Origin of the sequence: Croceicoccus sp. BE223 (genome assembly GCF_031457155.1) — a bacterium.
In the GTDB taxonomy this organism is placed as follows: Bacteria; Pseudomonadota; Alphaproteobacteria; order Sphingomonadales; family Sphingomonadaceae; genus Croceicoccus.
The window spans coordinates 1-12642 of record NZ_JAVDWB010000003.1 but is presented as its reverse complement, the minus strand read 5'-3'; the positions used below and the strand labels follow the sequence as shown (position 1 = coordinate 12642).

Below are 12642 nucleotides of genomic sequence, written 5' to 3'. Positions count from 1 at the left end.
TCCGACGATATTGACGGGCGACCCGATTTGGGCCTATCCCCTCGATCGAAGGACCGTCCAGAAATATGCCGGCCTTCGCGGAGAGAGGATGCGGGGGCTGTCCCCGACATTCCAACTTGAACGATCAGTACGTGGCGGCACCCGCGCCGATCTGCGCGCGTCGCCCGGAATTAGGGGAGGATCGGTGATGAAAACCTATCGACTGCTCGCGTGCACGGCGATTTCCGCGATTGCGATGCTGGCCGCGCCCGCCATGGCGCAGGATGCCGCTGCCGAAAGCGACGCACAGGCGGGCCGCTACGACGAGATCATCGTCACTGCGAACAAGCGCGAGCAGGCCATCAACGATGTCGGCCTCTCGATCACCGTTCAGTCGGGCGAGGACCTGACCCTGAAGGGCATCGATTCCCCGACCGACCTCGGCAAGATCGTGCCGGGCCTCACCGTTCAGCCTTCGCCGTTCAACACCCCGGTCTATACCCTGCGCGGCATCGGTTTCTATGAAACCACGCTGTCGGCGGCGCCGACGGTCGCGGTTTACACCGACGAAGTCGCGCTTCCCTTCAGTGCCACGACGCGCGGTGTCGCCTTCGACATCCAGCGCGTCGAAGTGCTCAAGGGGCCGCAAGGCACGCTGTTCGGCCAGAACACCACCGGCGGCGCGATCAACTACATCGTCAACAAGCCGACCGACACGTTCGACGCGGGCGTCGACCTCAGCTTCGGGCGTTTCAACACCCTCGATGTGCAGGGCTTCATTTCGGGCCCCTTGGCAGAGGGCATCAACGCCCGCCTGTCGGCCCGCACGATCCAGTCCGACGACTGGCAGTACAGCTATACCCGCGACGACACGCTGGGTTCGCAGGACAAGCTGCAGGGCCGCCTGCAGCTCGAATTCGACAAGGGCGGCGCGATCCGCGTCATGCTCAATGCCAACGGTTGGAAGGACAAGAGCGATACCCAGGCGGCGCAGCTTATCGAGGATTCTTGCGGCACCAACACCGCATCGACCTGCAGCAGCCCCGACGCCGAAGCCTTCCGCAACTACACCCCCGCCCCGCGCAACGCCCGCGCCGCCGACTGGAGCTACGGCAACCTGCGCGACTACAGCCAGTACGACGCGACCGAGGACTACAGCCTGCGCGACTACTCGGTGCGCACCGCCGAAAGCCGTCCGCTGCAGCGCGACGACCGCTTCTACCAGCTCAGCGCGCGGATCGACGTGGATCTGAACGAAGCGCTGACCCTGACCTCGATCACCGCCTACTCCGATTACAAGACGGATTCTGTGCAGGACTTCGACGGCACGATCTATGCCACCGTCGACACGAACACGAGCGGTTACATCAAGACCTTCTCGCAGGAAGTCCGGGTCTCCGGCGACTATGCCTGGGGCAACTTCATCCTCGGCGCGAACTACGACAGTTCGAAGACCTTCGACCGGCTGTTCTACAACTTCAGCCAGGGTCCGTCGTCGAACCCGCTCTACTTCATCCCCGGCGCACCCCGCGGGCAGCTGACGTTCAATTATTCCGACCAGGACGTGAAGAACTACGCGGTCTTCGGCAACGCCGAGATCGCGCTGACCGACAGTCTCGATCTCGTGGCCGGTGCCCGCTACACCGAAAGCAAGCGGGACTTCGAAGGCTGCACCAACGACTTCGGCGGCGGCACCGCCTACTGGTGGAACTTCATCTTCGGCACCGACGTGCAGGAGGGCGAGTGCCTGACCTTCACGCCGAATTTCCCCGAGCAATTCCGCCCCGCCCTGTTCGACGAACTCGACGAGAACAACATCTCGTGGAACGCGGGTCTGAACTACAAGACCGCCACCAACGCCCTGCTCTATGCTCGCGTCTCGCGCGGCTACAAGTCGGGCAGCTTCCCGACCGCGTCTGTCGCCAGCTACAGCGGCTACACCCCGGTCAAACAGGAATCGGTGACCGCCTACGAAGCCGGCTTCAAGGCGCCATTCGCCAACGGCCTGTTCAACCTGTCGGCTGCCGCGTTCTATTACGACTACAAGAACAAGCAGCTGCGCGGTCGCAAGCCCGATCCGGTCTTCGTGACGCTGGACGCGCTCGTCCAGATCCCGAAGAGCGAGGTGAAAGGCATCGAGGCCCAGCTCGACCTGCGACCCGTCGACGGCCTGACCATCAGCGCGGGTGCGACCTACATCGACACCAAGATCAAGGAATACACCGGCTTCGACGCACTGGGCGTGGAACGGGACTTCGCCGGGCAGAAGTTCCCCTACGCGCCCGACCTGACCGCGATCGGCGACATCAACTACGAATTCCCGATCGGGGCGGCCAACGGATATGTCGGCGCGTCCGCCACTTACAACAGCAAGACGACGAGCGCGCTCAGCAACACCGACACCGACACGGTGACGGCCGACGACCGCTACGTCATCAAGGCATATACCCTCCTCGACCTTCGGGCGGGCGTACGCTTCAACGACGACAAGATCCGGGTGGGCGGATACGTCCGCAACGTCACGAATACGTTCTATTGGACGAACGTGCAGGACAACCTTGCCTCGATCTCGCGCTTCACCGGCATGCCGCGCACTTACGGCGTGCAGGTTAGCTGGCGGTACTGAACCGCAGGACGGATGGCTCTCTCCGGGGCGGCGGGTGACCCTGCCGCCCTTTGCTTTTGCATTGGAGGGTCTCGCCTGCTATCGTTTGACGAAATCATCAGAAGATGAACGGTTTTTCGGGAGAATGGCCTTGGCAACGCAGATGACCGCACCCCCCGTGGACGTGCAACCGATCGCGCGCGCTCGCATCGTCGATGCCATCCCGCCCATTCCCGACATACGCCGCATGCACGGTCCGATCACCCGATCGATCCTCGCCCGTTTCTACCTGATGCAGGCCGCGGTCTTCATCGCCGGCATGCTGCCGGTCGTGCTGGGCATGAATGCCCAGTGGAAGGCCTTCGGCCTCGGCATCGTCCTGCCGGGCGGCGGGTTCTTCTTCGCGGGCGGTCTCGCGGGCATCCTGCTCGGCGCGCTGTCGGTCGCGGTCTTTGCCGTCATCATGTTCATCTGGTGGGCGCGCGGCGTCGTGCTTGGCCCGCCTGCCGTGCTGGTGGGCACGGCCCTGTTGTCGGCCGCATGGATCGAAGGCGGCAGCGGCCTGCCGGTGATGGAATACCTCGTCCCGCTCGCCTTCATCGGCCTGCATGCCGGTCTTGCCCTCGATCGCCGGCGCAAGTTCACCGCTGCCCGCCGGCGCGCGAGCGAGCACAACGCTGCTATCGCCAAGATCGAACCGGTCCTGCGCAAGGCGCCGATCGAAGCGTCGCCCGAAATGCCGGCGGGCCAGATCGGCGAATATCGCCGCATGCTCGACCTCGCGCTGCAGCCGGTGGACGAATGGAAAGGCTTCGCCTTCAACGACACCTGGCAGGACGGCGCGCTGCGCTACCAGATCTGCACGATGAGCTGGAACCTCGCCTTCGGCCAGTACACCCAGCTTCCCGCGTTCCACGGCTATCTCAACACCGCGCAGGAAAACCTGATCCGCAAGCACATCGACCGCAAGACCTGGAACTACTGGTACTGGGAAAGCCTGTGGGGCAACCTCAAGGTTTCCAAGAACCCGGTCGAGATCGACAACATCATGCTGTCCGGCTTCCTCGGCGTGTCGCTGGGCCTGTTCGAAACGTCGAGCGGCACCTCGCCGTTCAGCGAACCGGGCTCCCTCACCTTCCGGTTCGACGAGCATACCGCCGCCGAATACAACCACGAGACGATGCTGCGCGAGGTGGTGAAGAACTACAAGCGCTACGACTACGGCTGGTTTCCGTGCGAGCCGCGCTGGATCTACTCGATGTGCAATCTCGTCGGCCGCACCGCGCTTTCGCTGCACGATGCGCGCCACGGCACGGACATGATCGGCCAGATCGGCGACCGCTTCGACCAGACGATGCGCGACGAGATGCTGCTGCCCGACGGGCGCATCCGCGTCTGCACCTCGTCGACCTTCGGCTTTACCGTGCCCAGCCTGTCGGGCCTCTTCGGCGAGACGTGGGGCATCCGCTTCATGACCCCCTATGCGCCCGACGAGGCCGAGCGGCTCTGGGCGATCATGAAGCGCGACTTCATCAGGGTGAACGAGGCGGGCGAACTGGATTTCCACCTGCTTCCGCTGGGCTGGGACACCCGCAAGCCGGCCAATTTCTCCTACGAACAGTGGCCCGAACTGAACCCGCTGACGATGACCCTGTGGGCGGCGCAGGAGATGGGTGACGACCCGGTGATCGAGGCCACGCGCCGCACGATGAACCGGATGTACGGCGACGGGGTCGCCGACGCGGTCAGCTGGACCCGCGCCAATACGGTGCGCGACATGGTCAACACCGGCCTGCCCGAGAAGTGGCGCACCGGCCCCCTGCTGACAGAGGCGACCTATCCCGACGTCGTCGTCACCTGCGCGGTGTCCGATGGACAGCGGCTCGATCTCGTCCTCGTGCCGGGCGAAGGTCCGGTCGAGGCAAAGCTCGGACTGGGCCGACTGCGCCCGGGACAGGGCTATCGGGTCATCCAGACCGGCGAAACACTCGTTGCCGGGTTGGACGGGACGGCCCGCTTCTCCGTTCCCCTGGCCGAACGTCGCGACCTGACGATCCTTCCGGCTGGCTGACGGGAGCGCCGCCGTGATCTGCTGCGTCATCGCCGCATATCTCTACGCGAGGCTGGTCGCGGTGCTGCGGCGCTGGGGCATCTACTGGGGCTTGGTGCGGCGCGGGCCATACGATGGCGCGGTCCCCACCCTGGTGGACAACTTGCGCGGACGCGGGCCTGGTCCGGCCTTGTCGACCGTCGTCGTTACCGTGCTGCTGGCCGGCCTCGTCGCCGCATGGTCGGGGGGTGCCCTGCACGCCCCGGCGTCGGTTGATCCGACCGGCGAATCCAGCGTTCCGCGTCTTGCCGAACTGATCGGCCTGTAAAGCCCGGGAACGCCAAGGCCCTTGCGTCGATCATGTAAGAGTGCTTAGATCGTCTGACGATTTCGCCAGAAAAAGAGCGAAGCGCAGGGCATGCCCCATCGATGCGGGGCGGAGAGGATCGTCGATGGAGGTTTCAACCGACATTGCAGCACGCAGTCTCGCCATGGTCGATCATTGCGGCCTCGACACCATGTCGATCTTCATCCGCGATCGCACCGGCGGGGACCGCGACGAACTGAGCTACCTGTACCACCACAACGTCAGCCCGGAAGCGCAGGATGCCTACATGAGCGGGCGGGTCTTTGCCGACGATCCCTTCACCCGCGGTGTCGCGCCGAACGATCGCACCGGAAGCCTGATCCGCTGGGGCGACCGTCGCCTGTCCCGTCTTGCCGGCGATGCGCACGAATACCGCAGCTTCATCGCCAGCCACGATGTCGCCGTCGTCGGCGCATGGGTGCAGCAGGTCGTGCCGGGCCTGTTCCTGGTGATCGGCGCGCATTGCAAGCCGGTCGGCAAGCGCGTCGCGCGCGTTCCGATGGAGCGGCTGGCCCACGAGACCGGGGCGATCGCGCAGATGGTGGTCGGCGAACTGTTCCAGCGGGTGCTGGAAAGCGGCGGCGGCTTCGACGTCCTGCATCACCTGCTCAACCCCTGCCAGGCCAGCGCGCAGGACGCTCTGGCTCTCCTGTCGCCTCGTGAACGCGAAATCGCTCTCCTGGTCGGAGACGGCAAGCAGAACAAGCAGATCGCGTGGACCGTCGGCATCTCCGAATTCACGGTCGAGAACCACTTGCGCAGCATCTACCGCAAGCTCGACGTGCGCAATCGCACCGCCATGACGGCCCGGTTGATGGAACGCCCGACCTGGCAATAGACCGGCCGATCCGGCGCGGCGGGGAAGGTAGTAACGGAAACCCGTCACTGTCCGCCGGGCACCGGACGGACCACTCTTTCCCCTTGGAACGGCAGCCGAAAGCGCGCCAGACGGGATGGGTCGATGAAGGCAATGGTGATGACCGAGGGCAAGCTCGCTCTCGCCGATATAGCGGAGCCGGTTCCGGCCGAAGGGCTGGTGCTGACCCGCCCGCTGGCTTGCGGGGTCTGCGGCAGCGATCTTCATGCCAAGGACCATTCGGGCCATCTGTGCGACCTGCTGCACCGTGCGGGTTTCCGTGGCTTCATGGACCCTGACAAACCGGTCGTGATGGGTCACGAATTCTGCTGCGAGGTGCTGGAGCCTTCCGGCGGCTTCGTGCGAGGGCAGAGGCTCGTCGCGCTTCCCTTCATCACCGGGCCGCAGGGGGTCGAGCTGGTCGGGTATTCGAACCGCTACAACGGCGCCTTCGCCGAACGCATGGTCGTGCAGGCCGATGCCGCCATGGCGGTGCCCGACCACGTTCCCACCCACATCGCCGCGCTGACCGAGCCGCTGTCGGTTGCCGTCCATGCCGTGGCCGAAAGCGGCGCGAACAGGGATTGCGCCATCGCCGTCTATGGCTGCGGGCCGGTGGGGCTGTTCGTCATCACCCGTTTGAAGGCGCTGGGCCTGGGCCCGGTGCTGGCGGTGGAGCCGAACGCGGCGCGGCGCGCGATGGCCGAACGCATGGGCGCCGACATGGCGATCGCGCCCGACGAGGCCGCCGCCGGCCAGTGGTTCGACCGCCAAGGCCTGCCGATCGGCCTGTCGGACACGATGGCCCGCGCGGCTGAGGCGAAGGAACGAAACCGCGCGGTCCTGTTCGACTGCGTCGGAAAGCCGGGCATGACCATGGCCATCGCCCGCTCCGCCCCGGTGGGCGCGACGATCGTGACTGTCGGCACCTGCATGGAAACCGACCCGATCGAGCCTGCCTTCCTGTTGCAGAAGTCGCTGAGCGTGCGCTTCGTCTTCGCCTACAGCCCGGCCGATTTCGCCGACGCCTTCGCAATGGTCTGCGACCGGCCGGAGGCGCTGGCGCCGATGGTCACCGGCGAGGTCGGTCTGGCCGATGTCGACCGCGCCTTTGCCGCGCTGTCGGGCGGCGGCGGCGACGTCAAGCTGCTCGTCACCCCGACCTGACGGACCACATCATGAAGACGATTACCGAAGACCTGCTTTCCAGCTACCTCGCCGCGCGCTTTCCCGACTGGAGCGGCGTGGCGGCCAGCAACCTCGAACGCCTGCCGATGGGCGCCTCGCGCGAAACGTTCCGTTTCGACCTTGCCTATACCGACGCCGACGGTGCGCATCGCGAACGGGTGATCCTGCGCCGCGATCCGCCGCTCAGCAATGTCGACAGCGACCGGCGGCACGAATACGAATCCTATCGCGCCATCTACGGCCAAGGCATTCCCGTGCCGCGCATGATCCTGCTCGAAGAAGACCCGGCGCATTTCGGCGGCGCGATCTCGCTGGCGGAAGACCTGCGCGGCTTCCACAACAGCGAATACCAGTTGCAGGAGCCAGCCTGGGCCGATCGCCTGCCGCGCATCGCAGACGAGATGTGGTCGACGCTGGGCCGATTGGCCGCGGTGCCTTGCGAGAATCTCGACCTCTCGTTCATGACCCACGCCACGCCCGCCACGACGGCCATGCAGGAACTCGATCACTGGGAAGGCCAGCTCGACGCCAACGATGTCGGCCCCGAACCGATCATCCGTGCCGTCATCCGCTGGCTGCGGCGCAACCCGCCCCCGCCCGCGCAGAAGCTGGCGATGGTCCACGGCGATTACCGCGCGGGCAATTTCCTCTACGACGATGCGGGCAAGCTGATCGCCGTGCTCGACTGGGAAATGGCCCACATGGGCGACCCGCTAGAGGACCTCGCCTGGAGCATGGCGCGCGTCTTCTCCTTCGGGAAGGACGACCGGCGCAGCGGCGTCGCGCCCCGCGAGGAGGCGATCCGCATCTGGGAAGCGGCCAGTGGGCTCACCGTCGATCCGCACGCCATGCGCTGGTGGGAACTGGCGATGTGCGTCAAGGGACAGGCGATCTGGGACAGCTGCGTCCACGCCTGGTCTTCGGTCGACGAACCGACCGTGATCCACGCCTATGCCGCCTGGTGGCTGCGCAACGCGCAGGACCGTGCCGCCCTCGAACTCATGGGAAAACTATGAAGCCCGCCGTTCCCGCCGCCACCCGCTTCCTTGCCGGAATGCTGCGCACCGATGTCGTTCCGCACCTTACCGACTTTCGCGCGGGCAACGCGGCGATGACCGCCGCCATGCTCGACATGCTGGCCGACGAATGGGATGTCGCGGCCTCGCGCCTCCATTCGGAAAACGCGGCGCTGCACGCCCTGCTTGGCAAGTGCGCCGCCTTTCTCGGAGAGGCCGGACCGGCGCCGCTCGAACAGTCGGACCTGCGCGTCTCGGCGCTGACCGCCACGAACGAAGTCCTGCGTGCGCGGATCATCGATCTTCACGCCGCGATCGAGGAAAACGAGGGCGGTGCGGCGCTCGAGGACGAGATCTGGGCCGTCTTGCGCGATACGATGGAAACGCGCCGCGTCGCCTCGGCGAACTTCTGAGCTAGCCGGGCCCGGCCCGCCACCTCGCGAGCAATTCCGCCCCGTCGGTCGCCCCGCCGCCCGCCCGGCCAGGCGTTCGCGAAAGACGCGGCGCCGGTGCGGCCTGGAGCTTGCCGTCCACATCGACATAAGCGCCGCGCCCGCCGATCTGCGGGTGGGCGACGGCCTCGTCGAGCGTGAGGACCGGAAAGACGCAGGCATCCGAACCTTCGAAGAGCGCGGTCCAGTGCGCGCGGCTTCCGCCGGCGAACTTCGCGGTCAACGCGTCGCCCAGCGCGTCCCAGCGTTCGGGATGCTGGCCGTCGGCAAACTCCGGCATGTCCAGCAGGCGGATCATGTCGGCGAAGAAGGCAGGTTCGAGCGGGCCGACGCTCATCTCGCCGCCGCAGGCGCACAGGTACGAACGGTAGAACGGCGCCGCCCCGCCAAGGAGGTTGCGGTCACGCTCGATCGACAGGGTGCCGTTGTCGCGCAGCCCGTCGAAAAAGGACATCAGCGTGCCGACCCCGTCGACGATGGCGGCATCGACCACCTGCCCCTTGCCCGACCGCTCCCTCTCGAACAGGGCAGCGGCTATGCCGAAGGCCAGCAGCATCGAGCCGCCGCCGAAATCGCCGACGAGGTTGAGCGGGATTGGTGCCGCTTCGCCTGGCCGGCCCATCGCGGCGAGCGCACCCGAAAGGCCGATGTAGTTGATGTCGTGCCCTGCCTGCCGCGCCATCGGTCCGTCCTGGCCCCAGCCCGTCATCCGGCCATAGATCATGCGCGGATTGCGCCCCAGAACCACGTCCGGGCCCAGCCCGAGCCGCTCCATCACGCCGGGTCGGAACCCCTCGAGCAGCACGTCGGCCCGATCCAGCACCTCGAGGCACGCTTCCCGCCCCTCGTCGCTGCGAATGTCCAGAACAATCACCGCGCGGCCCCGGTCGTTGACCGTGTTGGGCCAGCCATTGCCGCCCTTGCGATCGATGCGCAGCACTTCGGCCCCCATGTCGGCGAGCATCATCGCCGCGTGCGGACCCGGCCCGATGCCGGTGAACTCGACCACGCGAATTCCTGCAAGCGGTCCCGATCGCTCCGCCACAGGTCAGGCCGCCAGCATGCCCGACAGCCGCGCGCGGATGATCGCCTCGGCATCGGCGACGATGCGGGCGACGAGTTCGGCACAGGTCGGAACGTCGTGGATCAACCCCTGGATCTGCCCGGCCCAGACGAGCCCCGCGTCGAGGTCGCCCGTTTCCAGCGCCACGCGGCCCTTCGCGCCGGACACCAGCGGCTGAATGTCCTTGAACTCGGCGTCGGGCGCGGCGGAGATGGCCACGACTTCGTCCGAGACGCTGTTCTTCGCGACCCGGCCCGTGTTGTGGAACTTGCGGAAGATGAGGTTGGTGGCCCGCTCGTCGTTGGCGACGAGGAACTGCTTCACATTGTCGTGGATCGGCGCCTCTACCGTGGCGCAGAATCGCGTTCCCATGTTGATGCCATCGGCGCCCAGCGCCAGCGCGGCGGCAAGCCCGCGCCCGTCGCCGATGCCGCCGCTGGCCAGCATCGGCACCGTGATCCGGTCGGCTGCGGCCGGAATCAGGACGAGGCCCGGCACGTCGTCCTCTCCCGGATGGCCGGCGCATTCGAAGCCGTCGATGGAGATCACGTCCGCGCCCATCCGCTGCGCCGAGATAGCGTGGCGCACGGACGTGCACTTATGCAGCACGGTGATGCCGTGGCTCTTGAAATCGTCCACATGCTCCTGCGGCTTGCCGCCGGCGGTCTCGACGATGGTGATGCCGCTGTCGATGATCGCCTTGCGATATTCGGCATAGGGCGGCGGGCTGACGCTGGGCAGGATGGTCAGGTTCACCCCGAACGGCTTGTCGGTCATGGCGCGGCAACGGTCGATCTCGCGGCGCAGATCGTCCGGTGTCGGCTGGGTCAGCGCGGTCAGGATGCCGAGGCCGCCGGCATTCGAGACCGCGCTCGCCAGCTCGGCCCGGCCTACCCACATCATCCCGCCCTGCACGACGGGATGCTCGATGCCCAGCAGCTCGGTGATGCGCGTCTTCAGGGCCATCACATGGCCTCGACGATGGTGACGTTGGCGATGCCGCCGCCTTCGCACATGGTCTGCAGGCCATAGCGTCCGCCCTGAGCCTTCAGCGCGTGGATCATCGTGGTGAGCAGCTTGGTCCCGCTCGCCCCCAGCGGATGGCCCAGCGCGATCGCGCCGCCGTTGACGTTGAGCTTGGCCGGATCGGCGCCCGTGGCCCGCAACCAAGCCATCGGCACCGAGGCGAACGCCTCGTTGACCTCGAACAGGTCGATGTCGTCCAGCGTCATGCCCGCCTTTGCGAGGGCCTTGCGCGTCGCGGCAATCGGCTCCTCCAGCATAATGACCGGATCGCCGGCGCTGACCGATGCGTGAAGGATGCGCGCGATCGGCGTCAGGCCGTATTGTTTCAACGCCCCTTCGTTGACGATCAGGACGCCCGAAGATCCGTCGCTGACCTGGCTGGCGTTGGCCGCGGTGATCGACCCGCCCTCGACAAGGGGGTCGAGCGAGCCGATCTTTTCCAGCGACGCGTCGAACCGCACGCCCTCGTCCTGCGCGAAGGTGCCGTTCTCGGTCTCGACCGGCACGATCTCGTCCACGAAAGCCCCCGCCTCGATCGCGGCGGCCGCCTTGCGGTGGCTGGCAAGGGCGAAGCGGTCCATGTCCTCGCGGCTGAAGCCGTACTTGTCGGCGATCATCTGCGCGCCGACGAACTGGCTGAAGGTCTCGACCCCGTAGCGCTGCTGCACCGAGGGCGGAAACGGACCGATGCCGATGCCAGCCTTGGCGTGGAGCGCGGCGTTGGAGAACATCGGCACGCGGGTCATGCTCTCGGTACCGGCGGCGATCACCACGTCCTGCGTGCCCGACATCACCGCCTGCATCGCGAACTGCACGGCCTGCTGCGAGGAACCGCACTGCCGGTCGATGGTCACGGCGGGAACGCTGTCGGGCAGCGAGGAGGCGAGCACGCAATTGCGGCCGAACGCGAACGACTGTTCGCCCGCCTGCGTGACGCAGCCCATGATGACGTCGTCGATCACGGCGGGATCGATCCCCGATCGCGCCACCAGCGCATCGAGCACGGTGGCGCCCAGATCGGCGGGGTGCACGCCGGCGAGCGCACCCTTGCGGCGGCCGCCGGCCGTGCGTGCGGCGGCAACGATGTAGGCTTGGGTCATGATCATCTTGCTCCCTTGAACTGCGGTTCGCGCTTGTCCGTGAAAGCGGCAAGCCCTTCCCTGCTTTCCGCATCGAGCCCCGATTGGGCGAGCATCCGCACCTCGCGCTCGAGCTGTCCCTCGAGGCTCTCGGTCGTGCTGTCGAGCAGCAGCGACCTGGTGCGCGCGAAGGCGTTGACAGGTCCGCCCCCCAGCTTGCGGGCCATGGCATCGACCTCGCGGTCGAATGCGTCGTCATCGACAAGCCGCGTCGCAAGTCCCAGCGCCACGGCTTCCTCGGCATCCACCTTGCGGCTGGTCAGCAAGAGGTCCTGCGCCCGGCGCATGCCGACCAGCCTCGGCAAAAGCCAGGTCATGCCTCCGTCAGCCGACAATCCGATCGAGCCATAGGCCGTGCTGAAACTGGCCGATCTCGAGACGATCACGTAGTCGCCGGCAAGGGCCAGGCTCATCCCCGCACCCGCCGCGGGCCCGTGAACGGCCACCAGCATGGGCTTGGGCATGCGCATCAGGCGGGCGATGGCCATGTGCAGGACGCCGGCCAGCTTGCTGAGATAGGCGCCGATGTCGTCGCCCGCCTCTTGAAACCCGGCGATATCGCCGCCGCCGCAGAAGAGCCTGCCCGCCCCCCTGACCACGACGCAGCGGATTGCCGGATCGAGATCGCAGCGGATCGCGATGTCGAGCAGGGCCTCGGCCGACGCCCGGTCCAGCGCGTTGCCGGCATTCGGGCGGTTCAGCGTCACCGTCGCGATGTCACCGTCATGCGCGAAGAGGACGGGCGCGTCGGTCATCGACACCGTTCCATGGCCTGTGCGGCGAGAGTTGCGAGGCGGGGGAAGGCGTTGGCGCGCTCCTGAGCCTGGGCGTTGGCGGCGGTGCCGCGGATGACGCGGCCCTTGATGCCGTGGAAGATGGCGGCAAGCCGGAAGAACTGGAA

11 protein-coding genes and 1 pseudogene are annotated in these 12642 nt (G+C 66.7%); 7 read left to right on the top strand and 5 right to left on the bottom strand.

Annotated features, from left to right (window positions below; all coding sequences use genetic code 11):
• Positions 1-187: 187 nt before the first annotated feature.
• The 7 genes from J2X37_RS07530 to J2X37_RS07500 all read left to right on the top strand — a co-directional run bounded on the left by J2X37_RS07530 (position 188) and on the right by J2X37_RS07500 (position 8474).
• Positions 188-2605 carry a TonB-dependent receptor domain-containing protein gene (locus J2X37_RS07530; protein ID WP_310019607.1) on the top strand — a complete coding sequence of 806 codons (2418 nt, stop codon included), beginning with the start codon at positions 188-190 and terminating at the stop codon, positions 2603-2605.
• 142 nt (positions 2606-2747) lie between these two features.
• The gene (locus J2X37_RS07525) at positions 2748-4655 is read left to right on the top strand and encodes a hypothetical protein (protein ID WP_310019605.1); all 1908 of its coding nucleotides are present in this window, start codon (positions 2748-2750) and stop codon (positions 4653-4655) included.
• 13 nt (positions 4656-4668) lie between these two features.
• Complete coding sequence (locus J2X37_RS07520) at positions 4669-4962, top strand: hypothetical protein (protein WP_310019603.1); 294 nt, start codon at positions 4669-4671, stop codon at positions 4960-4962.
• A 124-nt stretch (positions 4963-5086) separates the two neighbouring features.
• Positions 5087-5839: a LuxR C-terminal-related transcriptional regulator gene (locus J2X37_RS07515; protein ID WP_310019601.1), complete on the top strand. Its 753-nt coding sequence runs from the start codon at positions 5087-5089 to the stop codon at positions 5837-5839.
• 123 nt (positions 5840-5962) lie between these two features.
• Positions 5963-7024, top strand: a complete 1062-nt coding sequence (locus J2X37_RS07510; RefSeq protein ID WP_310019599.1) for a zinc-binding dehydrogenase — start codon at positions 5963-5965, stop codon at positions 7022-7024.
• An 11-nt stretch (positions 7025-7035) separates the two neighbouring features.
• Positions 7036-8061: a phosphotransferase family protein gene (locus tag J2X37_RS07505; RefSeq protein ID WP_310019597.1), complete on the top strand. Its 1026-nt coding sequence runs from the start codon at positions 7036-7038 to the stop codon at positions 8059-8061.
• The gene (locus J2X37_RS07500; protein WP_310019595.1) at positions 8058-8474 is read left to right on the top strand and encodes a hypothetical protein; all 417 of its coding nucleotides are present in this window, start codon (positions 8058-8060) and stop codon (positions 8472-8474) included. Before J2X37_RS07505 ends, J2X37_RS07500 begins: the two co-directional genes overlap by 4 nt.
• A gap of 1 nt (position 8475) precedes the next feature.
• Here J2X37_RS07500 and J2X37_RS07495 read toward each other — a convergent pair whose 3' ends face one another.
• The 5 genes and pseudogenes from J2X37_RS07495 to J2X37_RS07475 all read right to left on the bottom strand — a co-directional run.
• Positions 8476-9558 carry a CaiB/BaiF CoA-transferase family protein gene (locus tag J2X37_RS07495; protein ID WP_310019593.1) on the bottom strand — a complete coding sequence of 361 codons (1083 nt, stop codon included), beginning with the start codon at positions 9556-9558 and terminating at the stop codon, positions 8476-8478.
• 3 nt (positions 9559-9561) lie between these two features.
• The gene (locus J2X37_RS07490) at positions 9562-10542 is read right to left on the bottom strand and encodes a nitronate monooxygenase family protein (RefSeq protein ID WP_310019590.1); all 981 of its coding nucleotides are present in this window, start codon (positions 10540-10542) and stop codon (positions 9562-9564) included.
• Positions 10542-11702 carry an acetyl-CoA C-acetyltransferase gene (locus tag J2X37_RS07485; RefSeq protein WP_310019587.1) on the bottom strand — a complete coding sequence of 387 codons (1161 nt, stop codon included), beginning with the start codon at positions 11700-11702 and terminating at the stop codon, positions 10542-10544. Before J2X37_RS07485 ends, J2X37_RS07490 begins: the two co-directional genes overlap by 1 nt.
• A gap of 2 nt (positions 11703-11704) precedes the next feature.
• Entirely contained in the window at positions 11705-12496 is a 792-nt protein-coding gene (locus tag J2X37_RS07480) for an enoyl-CoA hydratase-related protein (protein WP_310019584.1), read from the bottom strand.
• A pseudogene (locus J2X37_RS07475) lies at positions 12493-12642 on the bottom strand (phosphotransferase family protein); the annotation flags it as partial. The pseudogene J2X37_RS07475 and the gene J2X37_RS07480, both read right to left, overlap by 4 nt.